The following is a 22,353-nucleotide window of genomic DNA, read 5'->3' as shown; positions in this document are numbered from 1 at the left end:
GTGGCAATATTTTCACTTTATAATGAAATATGGGAGGTGAGTCTCTTGAAATACAAAATTAATATTATTGATGATGAGAAACACTTGAATGATATAGTAAGAACATATTTAGAAAAAGAAGGATATGAATGTACTTCTTTTTATACTTATGATGAAGCTCTAATGCATTGTGATGATGATGTACATTTATGGTTAGTTGATATTATGCTTGATAAGAATAGTGGATTTGATTTGTTGACAGCTATTAAATCAAAGCGTCCTGATATGCCTATTGTCTTTATGTCTGCAAGAGACCAGGACTTTGACCGAATTATTGGTTTAGAAAAGGGCTGTGATGAATATATTACAAAACCATTTAATATGAAGGAAGTGATTCTTCGTATTCATAACGTTTTAAAGCGTGTCTATAAAGATACTGAAATGATTGATATTGATGGTTATATGGTGGATGAATCTAAACGTAAAGTATTAGAAAATGACCATGAAATAGATCTGACTACTAAAGAATATGAATTGCTTCTTTATTTTATGAAGAATAAAGGTATTGCGATTTCTCGTGAACAGGTCTTAACACGTGTCTGGGATGAAAACTATTTTGGTAGTGACCGTGTTGTAGATGATACTTTAAGACGTTTAAGAAAGAAGATGCCAAATATCAATATTAAGACAATCTATGGTTTTGGCTATAGACTAGACTAATGTTTAAATCTTTTTCTTTATTAAAACAGCTTCTTGTAGTAATACTTGGTTTAGCTATCATGTTAGTGGCTGTTGTAATGCCTATTGTAGATTCTAATGTGCATGATATTATTGATGATCAGATGTATGAAAAGCTAGAGACATCACAAAGAGATTCTGTAGAATATGACTTTATGCCTTCTAATAATAAAGAGAAGGCAATCTATACAATTGTTTATGATCCTACAGAAAATGCCTTTACGTTTAGTAATCTTTATGGAGATGCCACTACATTGACATTACTATATAACTATTTATTTGGACGTGATTTAGAGAAGATTGTGAATAGTAGAAGACATAATACTATAGAAAGTAAAGGAACTTATGCAAGAGAAACTTATTATTATCGTATTATGAAGGTCGATGATGAGTATTTGATTTCTATTATGTCTAATTCTTATTCAGATAAGCTAATCACAGATATTCGTAATCGTATTATTTATATTCTTTATGCAGTACTTACTATTTTCGCATTAGTACTCGTCTTATGGGTTATTTCTCTTATTCGTCCTTTAAAGAAGATTAAGACTTATGTGGATTCTATTGCGAATCGTGAAGAAGCGACTCTAGTCATGGATCGACAAGATGAAATAGGTGTTGTAGGAAATGCGATTGTCACAATGAAGGATGAACTCATGAAACAGGAAAAAGTTAAAGAAGAAATGATTCATAATATTTCTCATGACTTAAAAACACCTATTGCACTTATTAAGACATATGGACAGAGTGTGAAGGATGATATCTACCCATATGGTGATAAGGACAGTTCTATGGATATTATCCTAGAAAATGCAGATCGTTTAGAACATAAAGTAAAATCCTTACTCTATTTAAATAGATTAGATTACTTAAGTGCTGAAGAAAGTGAATTAAAACCTTTCCCTATCAAAGACTTAATTGAACATATCGTCATGCAGATGGAAGCAATGCAGCATATCCATATAGAAACAGACTTAGATGATGTGGCTTTTATTGGTAATGAAGAACATTGGCGTGTTGCGATAGAAAACATTATTGATAATGCATCACGTTATATGAAATCTGTTATTAAGATTACTTTAAAAGAAGATACACTTATTATCTATAATGATGGTGATCCTATAGATGAAGATAAGAAAGAAGATCTTTTTAACCCTTATGTAAAAGGAATAAAAGGTCAGTTTGGTTTAGGCTTATCCATTGTATCTAAGATTGCGGATATGTATGGCTATGATATTCATGCTGAAAATAAAGATATAGGTGTTGCATTTATATTTACGAAAAGAGCTTCCTAGTTGGGAAGCTTTTTGTGATAAAATAGAGTAAAGGAGTTGAGAACATGACTTATTTTGGAGAACATACACCAAAGCTTGGTTTTGGTATGATGCGTCTACCACGCACTCATGGACAAATTGATATTGAAGAAACAAAGAAGATGGTAGATGCCTTTATGGATGCTGGACTGACTTATTTTGATACAGCTTATGTTTATGAAGGATCAGAAGAAGCAACTAGAAAGGCACTTGTAGAACGTTATCCTCGTGATTCTTATACACTAGCTTCTAAAATCAATGCAAAGATGATGTGTCATGATGAAGAAAGCTGTCAGGCACAATTAAAGGTCAGCTTAGAGAGAACTGGTGCAGGATATTTTGATTATTATCTTCTACATGCATTATCTGATGCCAATGTGGCTTTGTATGATCAATATCATATATGGGACTTTGTGAAGGATGCAAAAGCAAAGGGACTTATTAAACATTATGGTTTCTCTTTCCATGGAACACCACAATTATTAGATGAATTACTTACTAAGCATCCTGATGTAGAATTTGTACAATTACAATTAAACTATGCAGATTGGGAAAACCCAGCTATTACATCACGTGCCAATTATGAAATTGCGAGAAAACATCAGAAATCTATTGTTGTAATGGAACCTATTAAGGGTGGTACACTTGCCTCACCACCTGAATCAGTCAGAGAAATACTACATAATGCGAATCCTGATATGTCTATTGCATCATGGGCTGTACGTTATGTCGCGTCACTAGATGGTATTATTACAGTACTCAGTGGAATGAGTACAATGGAACAGGTACTAGATAATATTTCTTATATGAAAGATTTTAAACCTTTAAGCAAAGAAGAACAGAATACGATTAAGGAAGCACAAAAGGCATTAGATGCCATTGAATCTATTCCATGTACTGCATGTCGTTATTGTACACCAGGATGCCCAATGGGTATTGAAATCCCAGATATTTTCAAGGCAATGAATTGGTACAAGATTTATGGTATGAAGGATAAAGCCAAGGATCGTTATGAAAGCACTGTTCAAAAGAGTGCGAAAGCATCTGAATGTATAGAATGCGGGCAATGTGAGGGTGTTTGTCCACAACAGTTACCTATTATCAAATATTTAAAAGAATGTGCTGATGTATTAGAGGAGTGATGTATTTGAAGAAATGGATCGTATGTCTATTAAGTTTATTATTAATAACAGGATGTACACAAAAGAAGGTTGCATTACCTAAACCTGTCACTATTGAATTTTATTCAGTTAAGACATGTTCTGAATGTATCGCTTTTAAGAAAAATGCGATACCTTATTTAAAGAAACGTTATAAGGATATTACAATCAAGATGTATGATATGGATGATACAAAAACAACAGATCATTATAATCAAGCAATCAATTCTTTAAAGGATTTTGATGATGAATATTATGGTTTAGGTCCATTTATTTATGTAAAAGGTTATTTTGCCTTACTAGGATATGAAACAGATGATGAAGAAATACTCGCAAAAGATATTGAACGTGTCACAAATGGAAAGAAACCTACTCAAGATTTTAATAATCGTAGGTTTACTGTTAAGTAGTACATCATGTAAAAAAAATATATATTCTGTAAAAGTCTATGGACTTAAGTCCTGTGGAAATTGTAGAATATTAATAGATGATTTCAAGGATGATGAAAACGTCCATCTGCATATGATTGATATTGATACACATATTTTAGCTTATAAGAAAGAGATCGCATTATATGATGGTTTGAGTGATAACCAGGCTCCTGTCATCATGACAGAGTCATTTGCGAAAGTAGGTTATTCTAGTAAAGAATATAAGGTACTCAAAAAAGCAATTATATCAGGTAAGAAACCAAATCTAAAAAATTATTATAAAAGGAGATCGAATTATGGCAACACCACACAATGAAGCAAAAAAAGGTGATATCGCAAAAACAGTCTTAATGCCAGGAGACCCATTACGTGCAAAATATCTGGCAGAAACATATTTAGAAGATGTTGTACAGTTCAACGCAGTAAGAAATATGTTTGGATATACAGGAACTTATAAAGGAAAGAAGATTTCTATTATGGGTTCAGGAATGGGTATGCCTTCTATTGGTATCTATTCTTATGAATTATTTACACAATACGATGTAGAAAACATCATTCGTATTGGTAGTGCAGGTTCTATGCAGAAGAATGTACATATTAGAGATGTGATTATTGCTCAGGGATCATGCACAGACTCTAACTTTGCTCATCAATATGAATTACCAGGTACTTTCTCAGCTATTTCTTCTTATTCATTATTAGAAAAAGCTGTTACACTCGCAAAAGAAAAGAAGATCAACTACCATGTAGGTAATGTTTTAGCATCTGATATTTTCTATCATGCAGATACAACTTCTGTAGAAAAATGGTCTAGAATGGGTGTTCTTGCAGTAGAAATGGAATCTTATGCATTATTTGCAACAGCTGCTTATTTAGGTAAGAACGCTCTCACATTACTTACAATCTCTGATTCTTTAGTCAATGATGAACCAGAAACTACTGCCCAAGAAAGAGAAAAGACATTTACTGCAATGATGGAAGTCGCATTGGAGATTGCTTAATGAAACAGAAGTGTGCATTTTTTGATTTTGATTATACAATAGCTCATGGTGATTCTATTAGGAAGCTATTGTCTTATACTTTAAAGAAGTATCCTTTATCAGTATTCCGATTTCTTCCACTTATTCCATATGGAATTGGCTATGTATTACATATCTGTTCTATGGAATCAATGAAATCATGGGTTCATTTCCCTTTAGATTTACTCACTGAAGAAGAAATCAAAGACTGTTATGAAAAGGATATCGTACCTACATATTATCCTCATATGGTTGAAGAGATGAAGAAGAGACAGGAAGAAGGATGCTTAGTATTCCTTGTCACTGCCAGTGCTGAAGCTTATATGCGCTTTAATAGACTTCCTTGTGATGAGTTAATGGGTACAAAGACACAAATAAAGAATGGACATTATACATCTCGTATTATTGGTGAGAACTGTAAAGGTAAAGCAAAGGTGACTAGAATCAATCAGTATATGAAAGAACATGATTTAGAAATAGACTATGATCATTCTTATGGTTATTCTGATTCTGATTCTGATCTTCCAATGTTGGAATTATGCCGTTACCGTTATCGTGTCGATAGAAAAGATGGCCACTTATCAGACTTTTAAGCAGCACGTGAGTGCTGCTTTTTCAAACAGTTCTTGAAAAGTATAAATCTCTAGTTTATACTTTTTACGTAAGGAAAAGAGGAATATAAAATGACACGTTATCGTGATACGTATGCAAAGGTACGTTTAGATTATATTAAAGAAAATGTAGAAACATTATATAAAAAAACTAAAAAGCCTATGGTGGCTATCATTAAAGCAAATGCGTATGGACATGGCTATAAGGAAGTTGCTTCTGTTTTAAAGGATGAATCTATTATTCAGATGTTTGCAGTAGCTACTTTAAAAGAAGCTGTAGACTTAAGAGATTTAGGTGTAAAACAAGATATTCTAGTATTAGGTGCAATACCACTAGAAGACTTAGATATTGCGATTAAGAAGAATATCAGCCTTGCTTTATTCTCTTTTGATTACTTAAATAAGATTAATGAAATGCATCACTATGATGCCCCTGTTAAGGTTCATTTAAGTATTGATTCAGGTATGAACAGAATTGGCTTTAAGACAGAAAAAGAATTTGAAAAGGCTATGGAAATGATAGATTCTTCTAAGATTGATGTGGAAGGTATCTTTACTCATTTTGCGACAGCAGATGATTTCTCTCAGGATGATGAATATGAAAAGCAGTTGGCTTTATTTAAATCTATTGTAGGTAATAACCGTTTTAAATATATTCATTGTGATAACTCAGCTGCTATGATGTTCCATCATTCAGACTATGGTAATTTGACACGTATTGGTATTGCGATGTATGGTGTAGATCCACGTGGTGAAGAAAATAGTGATTTAAAACAAGCTATGAGTCTTTATACAAAAGTTGCTATGGTTAAAGTTGTACCTAAAGGTGAAAAGATTGGTTATGGAATGACTTATACAGCTGATGAGGATCAATATATTGCGACTTTACCAATTGGTTATGCAGATGGATTTACACGCGCTAATCAGGGTAGAGAAGTCTATATTAATGGTCATTACTATCCTGTAGTAGGAAGAGTATGTATGGATCAGTGTATGGTGAAGGTAGATGAAAATGTAAAACCTGGGGATGATGTAGAAATCTTTGGAGAACATATCTCACTTGCGAAAATGGCTAAAGAAATCAATACAATCCCTTATGAAATCATCTGTCTCATTTCACCAAGAGTGGAGAGAATATATGAAAAATAGAAATCAATATGCGAAAACAATTAGAAGAATAGAAATAGGTTCTAACTTCTTATTAATTATTGGTATACTAGTCAGTTTCTTTATGTCATGGGGTTTACCTGGAACTATAGGGACTGTTGTGCTTTATATCTTACTTATGGCTTATAATTTTACTTTAATGAAAAGATGTCGTTGTGACTCATGTGGTCATGTTGATGTTTTTACAAAGTCTAGAAGTTTTGTGACTGGTGTAGAAAATAGATGTCCTAATTGTAACCACAAGTTAAAAAATGATGTACCACTTAATGAAATAGAATTCAAGAAGTAAAAAGATGTCAGCTTAACGGCTGACATCTTTATTATTATATCTTTTTGCAAGTCTCTGGAATGTCGTATGACTTATTTCCAGCATCCTTCCTGCTTCTCTTAAACTAATTAAATTATTCTCCCAAAGCTGATAAATAGAATCAAAATTCTCTGGAATCTCCATGACTGGTCTACCAAACTTCACACCTTTTTCTTTAGCGATTCTGATACCTTCAGCTTGTCTTTGTCTAATATTTTCTCTTTCTATCTGGGCAACATAGGATAATATCTGTAATACAAGATCTGCAATAAACTTTCCTGTTAAGCCATTTATCTTATTTTTTGTATCAAGAAGTGGAAAATCTAATACACTCGCATCTACATCCTTATCTTTTGTCAGTATTCTCCATTGTTCAATAATCTCATCATAATTTCTGCCAAGTCTATCAATAGACTTAATATACACTTCATCACCTGCCTTCAGCTTTCTTAACATTTTCTCATAATTCATAAGTTCAAAATCCTTACCTGACTGCTTATCAATAAACATCTTACTCTTATCAATACCAGCCTCTTTCATTGCTTCTACCTGTCTATCAATATTCTGGTCTTTAGTAGAAACTCTAATATAAGCATATTTCATATCTTACCTCCATTGATTATGGAGATTATACAAAATATACACTTCCTATATATATTAATAAAAAATTTTACATGTAAAAAGATTGCCTTTCGGGCAATCTCTTTTATAGGTTTGCATTTATAAAATCTTTGAAATAGTAGTACTGTAGAGCACCTGGATACTTTGCAGTCACTTTACCTTTTTTAATAATAAATGTACAAGGTGTAGAGATATTGACATTTAATTTCTTAGTAAGGTAATTAGAAGACTTTCCTTTTGTATCAACATAATAAATTTTATTTTTTCTATTCTTTGTCTGGTAAGTAGTCATTACTTCCTGGAAAGACTTCATAGCACTATCAGAACTATCACCTGCAACAAGAATGAAACTATCCTTGTTTTCAATCTTCTGTTCAAACTTAGTGCTTGATAAAGTTGTATATGTTGCATATGTTACCTGACGATAAATAAATAATCCAAGGAATACAACAAGTACTAATCCAAAAACACTGATTTCACGTGCAAATTTCTTGATAAAATCTTTCATAATTCTTGTACGCCTCCGTTTAAATATTGTAGCAAATTCTACCCTTTATGACAACATCTTATTGTTTCACTTTACTGTATAACAATGGTATAATAGGACCATTAGGAGGATGTACAAATGACTAAAGTAGTAAAAACAAATAAAGCACCAGGTGCTATTGGACCATATAGCCAGGGAATCGATATTGGTAATATGATCTTCTTTTCAGGACAAATTCCATTAGATCCTGAAACAGGCGTGATGCCAGAAGGCATCGAAGCACAGACTAGACGTGCATTAGATAATGTAAAAGGTTTACTTGAAAGTCAGAATCTTACATTCAAGAATGTTGTGAAAACAACTGTATTTTTAGATAATATTAATGATTTCGCAACTATGAATGGTATTTATGCTGAATACTTTGAAGAACCTTATCCAGCAAGAAGTGCTGTAGAAGTTGCTAAACTTCCTAAAGGTGCTTTACTAGAAGTTGAAGTCGTTGCAGTAAAATAGACTTTCTCATCCGAGAAAGTCTTTTTTTATGCTTAAAACCTTGAAAATAATGAGAATTGTGCCATAATCAAAAAGACAATAAAAAAGGAGATTATTATGTTACTCTATTTAAAAACTATTTTGTTTGGTATTGTAGAAGGTATCACTGAGTGGTTACCTATCAGTAGTACTGGACATATGATTTTATTAAATGAATTTGTGAAATTAGATGTTTCTAAAGATTTCTATTCTATGTTCCAGGTTGTAATTCAGTTAGGTGCTATTCTTGCAGTAGTAGTTATCTATTGGAATCAGATCTGGCCATTTAAGAAGAATACAAATCCAATGGTAAAAGGTTTCTTTAAATATGTAGATAGAGATATCTTTGATTTATGGCTTAAGATCATCTTTGCATGTATCCCAGCAGCAGTAGTAGGATTATTATTTGATGATGTATTTGAAGCATTATTCTATAATCCACCTTGTGTCGCTCTAGCATTAATTGTCTTTGGTATTGGATTTATCGTAATTGAAAATAGAAATGCATCACTAAGACCTAAAATTAACTCTTTAAAAGCTATTAATGGTAAAACTGCTTTCTTAATTGGTATGTTCCAGTTAATTGCAGCTATTTTCCCAGGTACATCTCGTTCTGGTGCGACAATCCTTGGTGGATTAATGTTAGGTGTTAGCCGTACAGTTGCTGCAGAATTTACATTCTTCTTAGCTATTCCTGTTATGTTTGGCGCAAGCTTATTAAAACTAGTTAAGTTTGGTCTTGCATTTACAGTTTCACAGCTTGCAGTATTAGGACTTGGTATGCTTGTCGCATTTGTATCATCAATTTTAATCATCAAGTTCTTAATGAGCTATATCAAGAAGCATGACTTCAAGGTATTTGGATGGTATAGAATTGTATTAGGACTATTAGTACTTGCATATTTCTTTATCATTAAATAAAAAAACAATGGCGCGAGCCATTGTTTTATTTTTTCTTGATTGTGATACCAATCTTTCTTTCAACCTTTGCAAGTTTCTTTCTTGCGATTCTTCTTGCTTTTTCTGCTCCTGCTTCAAGAACATTATCAAGATAATCACCGTCTAGGATTTCATTATAACGGTCCTGAATTCTTTGAAGTTCATTACCAACAACTTCTGCAAGATCTTTCTTGAAATCCCCATAACCTTTACCTTCATACATTGTTTCAAGTTCTTCAATAGTCTTACCCGAAATAATAGAATAGATTTCAAGTAGGTTAGAAATACCAGGTTTGTTTTCTGGGTCAAACTTCACATGTGAATCACTATCAGTCACTGCAGATAAGATCTTCTTCTTAGATACATTAATTGGATCTAATACATAAATACATCCTTTACCATTAGGTGATGATTTACTCATCTTCTTAGTAGGATCCTGTAAGTCCATAATACGTCCACCTACTTTAGGAATAATAGGTTCAGGAAGCTTGAAAGTATCACTATAACGGCTATTAAAACGTTCTGCTACATTTCTAGCAAGCTCTACATGCTGTTTCTGGTCTTCTCCTACTGGTACATAGTCTGGATCATACATTAAGATGTCTGCATTCATTAAAGAAGGGTAGTTGAAGATACCAGCGCCAATATGTCCACCTTTTTCTTCTGCTTCAAGTTTCTTTGATTTATATTGAGTCATACGTGATAATTCACCCATAGAGACCATGCATCCTAAATACCATCCAAGCTGAGCATGTTCTAAGACATCACTCTGTAGGAATAAAGTCACCTGTTCAGGATCTAATCCAGCTGCAATATATAATGCGATTAAATCTTTTGTATTTTTTCTTAAATCCTTAGGTTCCTGGTAAATAGTCATTGAATGAAGATTAGCAACAAAGATAATCATTTCATATTCATTCTGGAACTGTACAAATGGCTTAATAGCGCCAATGTAGTTACCTAAAGTAACACGTCCTGTAGGTTTAATACCACTTAACATTCTTTTCATAATTACATCCTCCTAAATAAAAAAGGCACGCCCAAAGGACGTGCCACCAATGTGTATTTGTGCTGGTAACGACAGCAGACGTTTCTAACTCATGCTAGAAAAGCTCCCAGAACCCAATTCATTTAGTATCTATGACTCATTTCCACCATCCATGAGCTCTCTATCCATAGTATAAAAAACTACTTATTTCTGTTCATTGCTTCTTTCATTATAATACAAAATTATGTGAATGCAACCAATAAACATACACAACCTACGAAAATGATGTATAATAAACAAAAGAAAGAGGTGAAATCATGATTAGAATCTACACTGCACCAAGTTGTGCATCATGCAGAAAAGTCAAAGCATGGCTCAAAGAACATGATATTCCTTATGTAGAAAAGAATATTTTTTCTACAATACTAAGAGAAGATGAACTACGTGAACTATTAGAACGTAGCGAGAATGGTACGGATGATATCATTTCTAAACGTTCTAAAATCATCAAAGAGAATAAAGTAGACATCGAAGATATGTCTACCAATGAATTAATTCATTTTATTCAGAAGAATCCATCTATCTTAAAACGTCCTATTATGATTGATGAAAGACGTTTTCAGGTAGGTTATAATGCGGAAGAAATTCGTGCATTTATTCCAAGAGAATTAAGAAAGCTGGCAGAATGTCAGAAGTTTGACAATTGTCCGCAATTCAGTGCATCTACACTTGTGGAAGACTATCATCACAATAAAAAAGCAGGCTTATAGGCCTGCTTTTAATGTGCTTAGAACTCTCGCAATCTTACTTGCACAGTTTGCTTTATACTGTAGATGATATGTTTGACATAATTCTTCAAATTGTTTAAGTCCTTTTTCTTCGTCATTCACTTCAAATTCTAATTCATAATCAGTGATTCCGTTATAATGATTTTCATCAAGAGATAACATACCTGAATCAAAAGGAACATCTCTTCTAATAGTAGTCAAAGAATAAGCCTGTTTAATAAGACTTAAATTAAATCCCTTATTACTTAATAAACGAGTAATCTCATTATCAGGTATTTCACCTTTTTGAATCATTTCTAAATCTTCTTTAGTAATTTCTAGATTATGTTCTAGACGACCATTCTTTTCAGGAATCTTTAAAGTCATCTCATAATAACCTTCTTTTTCTCTTATACGAAGACTATAGCGTAAAGCACTTAATTCAATACTTGTAAGATAATAGTTTGTCTGACTATAAGTATGCCCTTTGAAGTCATTCATCAATTGATTGAATAGAGCTTCACTTAATAACATCTTATATTCTATTTCAAGATTTTTTTCCATAATTTCTCCTCATTTTATCAAATTATATACTTGAGAGATAAACCCGTCAATACAAGTCATATTGCGTAAAAAGGTAATAGAAAGTATAATAATAGCGGTGATAAAAAATGAAAAGATATGCAATTGTGTCAAAAAAAGATGATGTATCCCGTCATCTTGCTGCTTTGATTAAAGATGAACTCAACGAACTGATTTATGATGAAGAACATCCAGATATAGTGATTTCTGTAGGTGGAGATGGAACTATGATTTATTCTATTCATCGTTATGAGCATGTTTTAAATGATGTCTCATTTGTAGGAATCCATACAGGAACACTTGGGTTCTTTACAGACTATTTAAAGGATGAATATAAACAGCTTGTAAAAGATATTATTACAAAAGAACCTGAAATCTTTGATCGACATCTCTTGCGTATTTCTTATAATGGAGAAATCTTTCATGCTTTAAATGAAATGCGTATAGAGAATAGTTATCGTTCACAGGTTATAGATATGTATGTAAACGATGAACATATGGAAACATTTAGAGGAAACGGACTTTGTGTCAGTACGCCTTCAGGTTCTACTGCATTAAATAAATCATTAGGTGGGGCAGTGATTAATCCTAGCTTAAGACTGATGCAGGTGACGGAAATAGCTGGTATTCATCATAATGCTTATCGTTCTTTAGGCAGTCCTCTTATTTTAGGAGATGAGGATGTAGTGCGCTTTGAGACAGATTTTAGCGAGAATGCGGTTTTAGGTATTGATACAGATATTTATGAATTAAAGGATCATGATGTCATAGAAGCACGTTTATCTAAACGTGTGGCTCATTTCTGTGATTATCGTCATGTATCATTTGTGAAGAGATTGAGGAAATCATATCTATGATCTTGCAGTTTGAAATAGATGAACAGCACAAAGATATGCGTTTAGATGAATTTTTCTATTTACATGGTATTTCTAAGAAACTAGTCAAAGATTCTAGAAATCATGGAGAGATATTAGTGAATGGAGAAAAGCAGTATTTGTGTTATAAGACAGTAACAGGGGATAGTGTGGCTATTGTTTTTCCTAAAGAAACAAGTCATGTGATTCCTGTAGATATTCCCTTAAAAGTTGTATATGAAGATGATTATTTGATGATCATTGATAAGCAGCCTAATCTTGCCTGTATCCCTGTTAAGAAGTATTTAACAGAGTCATTAGGAAATGCGATTATGCATTACTATCAAGTAAATCATATTGAGAGTGCAATTCATTTAGTAAATAGACTTGATAAAGAAACATCAGGGCTCATGATGATTGCGAAAAGCCGTTATGTTCATGATGCTTTTTCTCATGATATCAAACAGGTGAAACGTGTATATCATGCACTTGTAAAAGGCAATCCAGGACAAGGCACTGTCAATGCGCCTATTGACCATGCAGAAGGTCATGGGACTAAAAGAGAAGTAAAAGAAGGCGGTAAAGAAGCAATCACCCATTACCGTACTATTAAAACAACTAAAGACTATTCTTTAGTAGAATGTAAGCTAGAAACAGGACGTACGCATCAGATACGTGTTCATATGGCTTATTTAGGATGTCCATTAGTAGGAGATCCACTTTATGGTGAAGGAAAAGGGTTCTATCTAGATAGTGTAGAAATAGCCTTTAAACATCCTATCACACAACAATGTATGACTTTAAAGAAGGTGTTCAACGATGTACGAATTAAAAAAATTAAATCTTAAGCAGTCAGAAAAATATATGACTTATAAATGTAATGAATATGGAAAGCACTATAAGAAGTTCTCTAGAATTATTCCTGTAGTTGTGATTATCACATTAGTGGCTGCTTTTCTTGTTCCAACTCAATCTAAAGTAATCTATGCTCTTGGGGTGGCTATTACTGCTGGCTTATTCTTTATGGTTTATAGTTATTATAAACAGATGGTGAACTTAAAAGAGGTACCTACAGTACCTTGTGAATATGTGGTTACACCAGTGAAGTATAATGAGAGAGTACAGCTTAAGACAACTAAGGGGGATAATCTCTTATTTGCATTTGTAGAAAAGAGTCGTTCTATTTATAAGAATGAAAAAGAAGCACTTATTATCTATGTACCTGAAACAGGACATATTTATGGTGAACATGTAGCTTTACTTAAAGATATTAAGGGTTAGTTATATGAAATAAGAAAAACGGCATACCTCATGAGAGGCATGTCGTTTTTAGTATTGTTTATGTTTTACATCACGAAGCTTATTCTGATAATCAATATCAATAATAATACCCATTGCGAACATATATGAAAGTAATGAAGATCCTCCATAAGACAGCATTGGTAAAGTAATACCAGTAATAGGAAGTAATCCAAGAATCATTCCAATATTCCATGTCTGCTGGAAGATGAGACATCCAAATGTTCCCATGATAAATGTCTTATCACGAATATTATCACTCTTTAAGCCGATATTTAAGATAGTGATATCAAATGCTGCAATGGCAAGTAAAGTGATGAGTGCACCTACATAACCAAAATCAGTCGCGATAACAGAGAAGATAAAGTCTGTCTGTCCTTCAGGGAAGACCTTGACAACAGCTCTAAAACCATGTCCAAACCATCCTGCAGTCCCATAAGATAACTGTGCAAACCATGACTGTAACCCTTGATTGCCAGTTGTTCCTTCAGGATCTAGCCAGCCATAAATACGGTCTAGTTTATGCCCTGAGATGATAGATGTAAAGACTCCGTTCTGGTAGATGAATAAATAAGCCATTCCAAGTACACCTACTACTGCAATCACTAAAATAAATAGGAACCAGTTTCCATTCATACCACTTGATAATAATACAAAGAAAACAGCTGCCATAAGAATCATCATAACCCCCGAGTCATTCTGTAAATAAATAAGAATAGCTGGTGGTAAAGAAATCTTCATGACTTGAATAATATACTGTATTTCACTGTCCGTTGTTTTGATTAGAACACGATCATTATATTCCTGGGTAATTTTCGCAAGATACATAACCATGATGATCTTCATGAATTCTGAAGGCTGAAAACTGAATCCTGGGATAGTATACCATGAAGTCGCACCGTTCACCCAGGTTGCTAGAGGTACTATGTGGATATGCAATACTTTTGTATAGACAAAATGGTCTATTGCAAGCCCGATAAGTAATACAATAAAAATCATATAGAGTGTTTTAATATGAGTATATAGGGTATCCTGACCTATTTTATAGACAATATAGCCTAGAATGCCACCTATAACATAATAAAGCCCTTGCTTCAACCATAGTGTATAAGGATTCGCAATGTTGGTCATAATTGGTGCAGCACTTGCAACTGCAAAACAACTGATGGCACCAAGCAATATAATTAAGGCAATAAGAGGATATTTCTTGAGTGTTTCTTCAAGGTTTTCCATGAGTGCCCTCCTTTTTTCTTTTTACTTTTTTCATTCTTATAGTATACTATATTTTAAAGATACTTCAATAAAAAGGAGGTAACTATAAGTAGCTGAATATATTAACTATTGTGTTTGAATGTGTTTAAATATGCTCGAGAGAGTGCTAAAATGAATACACTAAGTATCACAATTATAAGCCAAAAGATTTTACCGTTGTCTCTAATGGTACGACTTATAAGAACATCAACAAATATGCAAAATTAAAGAAACTTGAAAAACAGCTTATTCGAGAACAGAGAACTCTTTCTCGAAAGTATGAAAATCTAAAGAAAGGAGAGTCCACTCAAAAAAAGGTTTGGGGTAAGAAACTTCATCATAGAATCAATCACAAAGATAGTAAAAACCAAGCCATCTTATATAACGATTGAAGATTTAAACGTATCAGGAATGATGAAGACAAACGCAAATGTATGTATATACCGAAGGCTATTTCGGAAATTTACGACTATGAAGTGTACAATAACTTGTGAGTAGATATGATTTCGGTCAATCCAAAGCATACACGATGAAATAGTAAGTAATGTTTGTGAGAACTTACATTATCTCGATGTGAGATATTTAATCACATTTGAGTGGCAGTGTGAATAAAGTGTCTAAAAATATGATTATTGGGATTATTGCAGCAATCGTAGTTGTACTCGTAATTGTTGTGATGATGACTCGCAAAAAGAAAACAAGTAAAGAACAATGTCCGATTGATGCAGATCTATTAATTAAAGCATTAGGTGGTAAAGACAACATTACTGCTTTAGAAGCATCACCTTCTAAATTAAAGGCGACTTTAAAGCAGGATAAGGATCTTGATGTTGAAACAATCAAAACACTAGGGGCTAGTGGTATTGTGGCAGGTCATTTAACACTTACTATGATCTTTGGTAAAGCATCAAGTATTATCTGTGAAACTGTATTAGAAAAAATTAAATAAGAGGTTTTGTTATGAAATTTAAGATGGTACACGAAAACTATAACGTTAAGGATCTAGATGCTTCTCTTAAATTCTATGAAGAAGCATTAGGCTTAACTGAAAGAAGACGTAAGGTGAGTGAAGATGGAAGCTTCATTATTGTATATGTTGGTAATGAAACAACTCCATTTGAATTAGAACTCACATGGCTTAAAGATCATCCACAGGCTTATGATATTGGAGAAGAAGAATTCCATTTAGCTTTTCATGTAGATGATTATGAAGGGGCACATGCATTACATGAAAAGATGGGATGTATCTGTTTTGAAAATCCTTCAATGGGCATCTATTTTATCCAGGATCCAGATGGATACTGGCTTGAAATCATACCTGAAAAATAGTCTAGGAAATGCATGCTGCATTTCCTTTTTTTGTGAAAAAATAATTAAAAAATATTTTTAGATAGGAAAAAAGTTACTAACGTAAGCGCATTATTCCTAAAACTACAAATATATTATTACCAATTTCGGAAAATAAAACAAACTTATGAGAAAATTTTTTATCACGAGGTAAAAAATGTTATACGTTTACAGAAAACGCATACAAAAATGTAAGCAAATCCATAGACAAACATTTTGAATAATGGTATATTGAAATCGCTGAAAAGGATGCGTAACAAAATTCAGTGGTTTTTTATACTTTAAGGAGGAATTGTTACAATGGATACAAATCGTTTTGCTGATGCGTGGGCTGGATTCAAAGGCCGTTTATGGAAAGAAGAAGTGAATACTAGAGACTTCATTCAGAATAACTACAAACCATATGATGGCGATGAATCATTCTTAGCTGAACCTACAGAAGCAACTAATAAATTATGGGGCAGATTACAGGAACTTCAGGCAGAAGAAAGAGCTAAAGGCGGAGTTCTTGATATGGAAACTGAAGTAGTTTCTGGTTTAACTGCTTATGGACCTGGTTATATTGATGAAAGCATGAAGGACTTAGAAACTGTTGTTGGTTTACAGACAGATAAGCCTTTAAAGAGAGCATTCATGCCTTATGGTGGTATCCGTATGGCTGAACAGGCTTGCGAAACTTATGGTTATACACCAAATCCTAAATTACATGAAATTTTCACAAAATATCATAAGACTCATAACCAGGGTGTATTTGATGTTTACACTCCTGAAATTATGAAAGCACGTCATAATAAGATTATCACTGGTCTTCCAGATACTTATGGTCGTGGACGTATTGTTGGTGACTACAGAAGAGTTGCTTTATACGGTATCGATGCATTAATCGATTGGAAGAAAGAAGACTTTGCTAACTGTGGTAGCGGATCAATGACTGAAGACATCATCAGAAAGAGAGAAGAAATTGCTGAACAGGTAAGAGCTCTTAATGAAATGAAGAAGATGGCTGAAGCTTATGGTTATGATATTTCTAAACCAGCTACTAATGCTCGTGAAGCATTCCAGTGGTTATACTTTGGTTATTTAGCAGCTATCAAGACTCAGAATGGTGCAGCTATGTCAGTTGGACGTATCTCTACATTCCTTGATATCTATATTGAAAGAGATTTAGCTAACGGTACATTAACTGAAAGCGAAGCTCAGGAATTAGTTGACCATATCGTTATGAAATTCCGTATGGTTAAGTTCGCACGTATCCCATCATACAACGCATTATTCTCTGGTGACCCAGTATGGGCTACACTTGAAGTTGCAGGTTTAGGTACTGACGGACGTTCAATGGTTACAAAGAGTGACTACCGTTTCTTACATACATTAGAAGATATGGGTCCTTCTCCAGAACCAAACTTAACAGTTCTTTATACAGAAGCATTACCAGAAAACTTCAAGAAATACGCTGCTAAGATCTCTATCGATACTTCATCAATTCAGTATGAAAACGATGATGTTATGAGACCTGTATGGGGCGATGACTATTCAATCTGCTGCTGTGTATCAGCTACTCAGACTGGTAAAGAAATGCAGTTCTTCGGTGCGAGAGCTAACTTAGCTAAGTGCTTAACTTATGCTATCAACGGTGGTATCGATGAAAAGACTAAACAGCAGGTAGGTCCTGAATATAGAGGAATTACTTCTGAATATCTTGATTACGATGAAGTTATCAAGAAATATGATGCAATGATGAGCTGGTTAGCAGATTTATATGTAAATACATTAAACTTAATCCAGTACATGCATGATAAATACTACTATGAAGCTGCAGAAATGGCATTAATTGATACTGATGTTCGTAGAACATTCGCAACTGGTATTGCTGGTTTCTCACATGTAGTAGACTCATTAAGCGCAATTAAATATGCTAAGGTTAAGACTATCAGAGATGAAGATGGTATCGTAGTTGATTACGAAGTTGACGGTGACTTCCCTCGTTATGGTAACGATGATGACAGAGCTGACAACATCGCAGTTTGGTTATTACATACATTCTTAGAAAAGATCAAACAGCATCATACATATAGAAATTCTGAACCAACTACTTCAATCTTAACAATCACTTCTAACGTAGTTTATGGTAAGGCTACAGGTTCATTACCTGATGGACGTAAAGCTGGTGAACCATTATCTCCAGGTGCTAACCCAGCATATGGTGCAGAAAAGAACGGTTTACTTGCTTCATTAAACTCAGTTGCTAAGTTACCTTACGAATGGGCATTAGATGGTATCTCAAATACTCAGACAATTGCTCCAAGTGCATTAGGTCATGACGAAGCTGAAAGAGCTGATAAGTTAGTAACAGTTATGGATGGTTACTTCAGACAGGGTGCTCATCACTTAAACGTTAACGTATTCGGTAAAGAAAAGTTAATCGATGCAATGGAACATCCAGAAAAACCAGAATATGCAAACTTCACAATCCGTGTATCTGGTTATGCAGTTAAGTTCATTGACTTAACTAGAGAACAGCAGTTAGACGTAATTGCTAGAACTTGTCACGATCATATGTAATAATTAAAACAGTCTCTTAAGAGACTGTTTTTTATAGAGGAGGAGAATGTGATGAACGCTCGTGTACATTCCGTTGAAACATTTGGTCTTGTAGATGGACCAGGTGTACGTTTTATCTTATTTCTACATGGATGTCCTTTTAGATGTCAGTTCTGTCATAACCCAGATACATGGGCAAGTCAGAAGTTTGAAGAATGGACACCACAGCAGGCATTAGACCGTGCCTTACGTTTTGAACCTTATTGGGGTAAAGATGGAGGTATTACTGTATCTGGTGGTGAACCACTTGTACAGATTGATTTCTTGTTAGAATTCTTTAAACTTGCTAAAGCAGCAGGAATCAATACATGTATTGATACAAGTGGTGCATGCTTTACAAGAGAAGAACCTTTCTTCTCTAAGTTTGAGGAACTTATGAAATATACAGATCTACTTATGGTAGACATAAAAGAAATCAATGATGAAAGACACCAGGTATTAACTGGTGCTTCAAACAAGCGTGTTCTTGATATGATTCAATATTTGAATGATATCAATAAACCTATCTGGATTAGACATGTACTTGTTCCTGAAAGAAGTGATTATGATGAAGATCTTCATGCTTTAGCTGATTATATTGATACTTTAAGTAATGTGAAAAAGGTAGAAGTTCTTCCTTATCATACTCTTGGTGTATATAAGTGGAAGGAACTTAACTTAGAATATAAGCTAGAAGGAATTGATCCACCTACAAATGAACGTGTAGAAAACGCAAATAAGATTCTACATACAGATAAATATAAATAAGTATGATATAATGTCTCCTAGAAGGAGGCATTTTTCATGGATGAATTGCTTTTTGATGAAAATTACATTGTTTTCTTACAGAATCAGAGTTTAGACACATTATGCAGCCTTTATCTAGAGGTACATAATCAATTGATGGATATTATCCATACACATAATGGGGAAGAAAACTATAAAGTAATAACTGCTAAACGTGCGATGATTGAAGGAACAATCATGACCAAGGTCATGCAGGAGCATGGTTATTCACTTGATCAATATGCATATTATAAAAATGATAAAATGGTAGCTTAAAAATATCATGCCTTTAAAAAAGCTCGTTTACTTTTAGGAGTAAATAATTTAAAATATGAGTGATTACTATTATGGAGGTAAAGGATAATGAAATTAGGTACTATTGAAGGTGGAGGAACAAAGTTCGTCGTTGGTGTTGGTGATGAGAATGGTAACATTTTTGAAAGAGAATCTTTCCCAACTACAACACCAGAAGAAACAATGAAGAAAACAATTGAATTCTTCAAGGATAAGGGTGTAGAAGCTATTGGCTTTGGATCATTTGGTCCAATTGACCCAGATAAGACAAGTCCTACTTATGGAAGTGTCACTACTACTCCTAAACCAGGATGGTCTAATCATAATGTCGTAAAGGATTTAGAAGAAGCATTCCCAGGTGTTCCTGTAGGATTTGATACTGATGTAAACAGTGCATGCTTAGGTGAAGTAGAATTTGGTGCTGCTAAAGGATTAAATAGCGCTTTATACTTGACTATTGGTACAGGTGTAGGTGGAGGTGCTGTTGTAGAAGGTAATCTTGTACACGGTTTACTACATCCAGAAATGGGTCATATGAAATTGATCACTCGTCCAGAAGATACTTATAAGGGTAAATGTCCATATCACGGAACATGTTTTGAAGGTTTAGCAGCTGGACCAGCTATTGAAGAACGCTGGGGTAAGAGCGCTAAAGAATTACCTGTTGATCATCCAGCATGGGATTTAGAAGCTTATTATATTGCTCAGGCTTTATGTATTTATATTCTTACAATTTCACCTAAGAAGATTATTTTAGGTGGAGGTGTTATGCACCAGAAACAGTTATTCCCAATGATTCATAAATACGTTCAGGAAATGTTGAACGGTTATGTTGCAAAAGAAGAAATTACAACAGATAAGATCAAGGATTATATTGTTTATCCAGGACTTGCAGATAATGCAGGATTTTGTGGTGGATTAGCACTTGCTAAACAGGCATTAAAGAATAAATAAAAAGCAGGCATAGCCTGCTTTTTTTAAAGGAGGATAATACATGCAATCACTTAGAGAACTTTATAAAATAGGAATTGGTCCTTCTTCATCTCATACTTATGGACCGATGAAGATCGCTGAAAGAATTAAATCACTTTATCCAGATATGGAAAAGGTACATGTTGATCTGTATGGTTCTTTATCTTTAACTGGTAAAGGACATTTGACAGATAAAATCATGCAGAAGACATTTGCACCTGTACCATGTGATTTTTCTTTTAAGAGCGGTGAATTACCTTATCATCCTAATGGGATGTTAGTTACAGTATATTGTGGTGGAGAGGCATTAAAACCTATTGAAGCTTATTCGATTGGTGGAGGAGAAATTTACTTTAAGGGAGACTTAGAAGAGGAGAAGGTAGAAATCTATCCTCATCATACAATGCGTGAAGTCATCGATTATTGTGAAAATGAAGGATTATCACTTTATGATTATGTTTTACGTTTTGAAGATGAAAACTTTAAAGAATATTTATTTGAAGTTCTTGAGGCAATGTTTACTTGCGTAGAAAATGGGTTACATACACAGGGTATCTTACAGGGCAGTCTACAATTAAAAAGAGTAGCTGGTTCTATGTATCAACAGGCTTTAAATACACATCATGAAATGGCTCAGGAACGTTTATTTATTGCTAGCTATGCCTATGCAGTGTCTGAAGAGAATGCAGATGGTCATATGATTGTCACTGCACCGACATGTGGTGCAAGTGGTGTACTACCAGCTATTCTCTATTATGCACATCATCAGATGGGCTTAAAAAAGAGAGACTTAGTCAAAGCACTTGCGATTGGAGGATTATATGGTAATACTGTTAAATATAATGCGACTATTGCTGGTGCAGATGGAGGATGTCAGGCAGAAGTAGGAACAGCTTGTGCAATGGCAAGTGCCTCTATGGCCTGGATCAATGAGTTAAATAATAGTCTCGTTGATTATGCAGCAGAAATGGGATTGGAACATAACTTGGGATTAACATGTGACCCAGTAGGTGGTTATGTACAGATTCCTTGTATTGAAAGAAATGCTTTGGCTGCATTACGTGCTTATGATGCGGCTATGCTTGCAGGACAGTTAGGTTATGTACGTAAGAATAAAGTACCTTTCGATACAGTTGTAAGAGTTATGAAAGAAACAGGCAAAGACTTGAATGTTGCTTATAAAGAAACATCTCTAGGAGGTCTTGCAAAAGAATTGAAATAGTGATTTCACTATTTCTTTTTTTATAAAGGGGGGAAAGTGTGAAACAAAAATCAATCAAAACGTATAAAAAAAGACAAACTTAAAAACAAGTTTGAATAATTTAGAAAA

27 protein-coding genes are annotated in these 22,353 nt (G+C 33.8%); 22 read left to right on the top strand and 5 right to left on the bottom strand.

All coding sequences use genetic code 11. The annotated features are described in order from the left end of the window. The first annotated feature begins 45 nt into the window (after window positions 1–45). From EAI80_RS03260 to EAI80_RS03220, 9 genes are all read left to right on the top strand, one after another. Window positions 46–699, top strand: a complete 654-nt coding sequence (locus tag EAI80_RS03260; RefSeq protein WP_022424455.1) for a response regulator transcription factor — start codon at window positions 46–48, stop codon at window positions 697–699. Next, a complete protein-coding gene (locus tag EAI80_RS03255; RefSeq protein WP_129980908.1) occupies window positions 699–2,012 on the top strand; it encodes a HAMP domain-containing sensor histidine kinase in 1,314 nt (437 codons plus the stop codon). Before EAI80_RS03260 ends, EAI80_RS03255 begins: the two co-directional genes overlap by 1 nt. Before the next feature lie 44 nt (window positions 2,013–2,056). Next, complete coding sequence (locus EAI80_RS03250; protein ID WP_129980907.1) at window positions 2,057–3,172, top strand: aldo/keto reductase; 1,116 nt, start codon at window positions 2,057–2,059, stop codon at window positions 3,170–3,172. A gap of 5 nt (window positions 3,173–3,177) precedes the next feature. Beyond that, window positions 3,178–3,600, top strand: a complete 423-nt coding sequence (locus EAI80_RS03245) for a hypothetical protein (RefSeq protein ID WP_129980906.1) — start codon at window positions 3,178–3,180, stop codon at window positions 3,598–3,600. Then, complete coding sequence (locus EAI80_RS03240; RefSeq protein WP_129980905.1) at window positions 3,548–3,937, top strand: hypothetical protein; 390 nt, start codon at window positions 3,548–3,550, stop codon at window positions 3,935–3,937. The genes EAI80_RS03245 and EAI80_RS03240 overlap by 53 nt, the downstream gene beginning before the upstream one ends. Beyond that, window positions 3,918–4,622: a purine-nucleoside phosphorylase gene (deoD, locus tag EAI80_RS03235; protein WP_022424460.1), complete on the top strand. Its 705-nt coding sequence runs from the start codon at window positions 3,918–3,920 to the stop codon at window positions 4,620–4,622. Before EAI80_RS03240 ends, deoD begins: the two co-directional genes overlap by 20 nt. Beyond that, window positions 4,622–5,233 carry an HAD-IB family hydrolase gene (locus EAI80_RS03230; protein WP_129980904.1) on the top strand — a complete coding sequence of 204 codons (612 nt, stop codon included), beginning with the start codon at window positions 4,622–4,624 and terminating at the stop codon, window positions 5,231–5,233. Before deoD ends, EAI80_RS03230 begins: the two co-directional genes overlap by 1 nt. Window positions 5,234–5,323: 90 nt before the next feature. Continuing rightward, a complete protein-coding gene (gene alr, locus EAI80_RS03225; RefSeq protein WP_117458285.1) occupies window positions 5,324–6,400 on the top strand; it encodes an alanine racemase in 1,077 nt (358 codons plus the stop codon). After that, entirely contained in the window at window positions 6,390–6,707 is a 318-nt protein-coding gene (locus tag EAI80_RS03220) for a hypothetical protein (RefSeq protein ID WP_129980903.1), read from the top strand. The genes alr and EAI80_RS03220 overlap by 11 nt, the downstream gene beginning before the upstream one ends. 12 nt (window positions 6,708–6,719) lie before the next feature. Here the strand turns inward: EAI80_RS03220 and EAI80_RS03215 are convergent, their stop codons facing one another. Further along, on the bottom strand, window positions 6,720–7,328 hold the full coding sequence (locus EAI80_RS03215) for a recombinase family protein (protein WP_129980902.1): 609 nt from the start codon (window positions 7,326–7,328) through the stop codon (window positions 6,720–6,722). Between the two features lie 103 nt (window positions 7,329–7,431). Continuing rightward, complete coding sequence (locus EAI80_RS03210; RefSeq protein WP_129980901.1) at window positions 7,432–7,854, bottom strand: hypothetical protein; 423 nt, start codon at window positions 7,852–7,854, stop codon at window positions 7,432–7,434. A 117-nt stretch (window positions 7,855–7,971) separates the two neighbouring features. On the opposite strand from EAI80_RS03210, the gene EAI80_RS03205 reads away from it, so the two are divergent. Next, a complete protein-coding gene (locus EAI80_RS03205; RefSeq protein ID WP_129980900.1) occupies window positions 7,972–8,346 on the top strand; it encodes a RidA family protein in 375 nt (124 codons plus the stop codon). A 96-nt stretch (window positions 8,347–8,442) separates the two neighbouring features. Further along, the gene (locus EAI80_RS03200) at window positions 8,443–9,285 is read left to right on the top strand and encodes an undecaprenyl-diphosphate phosphatase (RefSeq protein ID WP_192923990.1); all 843 of its coding nucleotides are present in this window, start codon (window positions 8,443–8,445) and stop codon (window positions 9,283–9,285) included. Between the two features lie 25 nt (window positions 9,286–9,310). Here the strand turns inward: EAI80_RS03200 and trpS are convergent, their stop codons facing one another. Continuing rightward, window positions 9,311–10,312 (bottom strand): tryptophan--tRNA ligase, encoded by a 1,002-nt coding sequence (gene trpS, locus EAI80_RS03195; RefSeq protein ID WP_022424468.1) that lies wholly within the window; start codon window positions 10,310–10,312, stop codon window positions 9,311–9,313. A gap of 296 nt (window positions 10,313–10,608) precedes the next feature. On the opposite strand from trpS, the gene spx reads away from it, so the two are divergent. Further along, entirely contained in the window at window positions 10,609–11,061 is a 453-nt protein-coding gene (spx, locus tag EAI80_RS03190) for a transcriptional regulator Spx (protein WP_022424469.1), read from the top strand. Here the strand turns inward: spx and EAI80_RS03185 are convergent. Next, window positions 11,056–11,622, bottom strand: coding sequence for a CYTH domain-containing protein (locus EAI80_RS03185; RefSeq protein ID WP_129980898.1), 567 nt, complete (start codon window positions 11,620–11,622; stop codon window positions 11,056–11,058). The two genes, spx and EAI80_RS03185, sit on opposite strands and share 6 nt — an antisense overlap. Before the next feature lie 107 nt (window positions 11,623–11,729). Between EAI80_RS03185 and EAI80_RS03180 the strand changes: the two genes are divergently transcribed. The 3 genes from EAI80_RS03180 to EAI80_RS03170 are packed head-to-tail and all read left to right on the top strand — an operon-like array spanning window position 11,730 to window position 13,775. Further along, window positions 11,730–12,497, top strand: coding sequence for an NAD kinase (locus EAI80_RS03180; RefSeq protein ID WP_129980897.1), 768 nt, complete (start codon window positions 11,730–11,732; stop codon window positions 12,495–12,497). Further along, complete coding sequence (locus EAI80_RS03175) at window positions 12,494–13,342, top strand: RluA family pseudouridine synthase (protein ID WP_129980896.1); 849 nt, start codon at window positions 12,494–12,496, stop codon at window positions 13,340–13,342. The genes EAI80_RS03180 and EAI80_RS03175 overlap by 4 nt, the downstream gene beginning before the upstream one ends. After that, complete coding sequence (locus EAI80_RS03170) at window positions 13,314–13,775, top strand: hypothetical protein (RefSeq protein ID WP_117458296.1); 462 nt, start codon at window positions 13,314–13,316, stop codon at window positions 13,773–13,775. Before EAI80_RS03175 ends, EAI80_RS03170 begins: the two co-directional genes overlap by 29 nt. Window positions 13,776–13,823: 48 nt before the next feature. On the opposite strand, the gene EAI80_RS03165 is transcribed toward EAI80_RS03170, so the two are convergent. Further along, a complete protein-coding gene (locus EAI80_RS03165; protein WP_129980895.1) occupies window positions 13,824–15,026 on the bottom strand; it encodes an FtsW/RodA/SpoVE family cell cycle protein in 1,203 nt (400 codons plus the stop codon). 643 nt (window positions 15,027–15,669) lie between these two features. Here EAI80_RS03165 and EAI80_RS03155 point away from each other — a divergent pair. From EAI80_RS03155 to EAI80_RS03125, 7 genes are all read left to right on the top strand, one after another. Further along, window positions 15,670–15,993, top strand: a complete 324-nt coding sequence (locus EAI80_RS03155; RefSeq protein ID WP_129980894.1) for a PTS transporter subunit EIIB — start codon at window positions 15,670–15,672, stop codon at window positions 15,991–15,993. 11 nt (window positions 15,994–16,004) lie between these two features. After that, the gene (locus EAI80_RS03150; protein WP_129980893.1) at window positions 16,005–16,373 is read left to right on the top strand and encodes a VOC family protein; all 369 of its coding nucleotides are present in this window, start codon (window positions 16,005–16,007) and stop codon (window positions 16,371–16,373) included. 318 nt (window positions 16,374–16,691) lie between these two features. Beyond that, window positions 16,692–18,953: a formate C-acetyltransferase gene (gene pflB / locus EAI80_RS03145; protein ID WP_129980892.1), complete on the top strand. Its 2,262-nt coding sequence runs from the start codon at window positions 16,692–16,694 to the stop codon at window positions 18,951–18,953. 51 nt (window positions 18,954–19,004) lie between these two features. Continuing rightward, entirely contained in the window at window positions 19,005–19,739 is a 735-nt protein-coding gene (pflA, locus tag EAI80_RS03140; protein ID WP_129980891.1) for a pyruvate formate-lyase-activating protein, read from the top strand. Between the two features lie 36 nt (window positions 19,740–19,775). Then, a complete protein-coding gene (locus tag EAI80_RS03135) occupies window positions 19,776–20,033 on the top strand; it encodes a hypothetical protein (RefSeq protein ID WP_129980890.1) in 258 nt (85 codons plus the stop codon). An 87-nt stretch (window positions 20,034–20,120) separates the two neighbouring features. Next, a complete protein-coding gene (locus EAI80_RS03130) occupies window positions 20,121–21,005 on the top strand; it encodes an ROK family protein (RefSeq protein WP_022424481.1) in 885 nt (294 codons plus the stop codon). Between the two features lie 40 nt (window positions 21,006–21,045). Next, window positions 21,046–22,245 (top strand): L-serine ammonia-lyase, iron-sulfur-dependent, subunit alpha, encoded by a 1,200-nt coding sequence (locus EAI80_RS03125; RefSeq protein ID WP_129980889.1) that lies wholly within the window; start codon window positions 21,046–21,048, stop codon window positions 22,243–22,245. Window positions 22,246–22,353 lie beyond the last annotated feature (108 nt).

Origin of the sequence: Catenibacterium sp. co_0103 (assembly GCF_004168205.1) — a bacterium.
In the GTDB taxonomy this organism is placed as follows: Bacteria; Bacillota_I; Bacilli_A; order Erysipelotrichales; family Coprobacillaceae; genus Catenibacterium; species Catenibacterium mitsuoka_A.
This window is presented reverse-complemented; position numbering and strand designations above follow the sequence as displayed.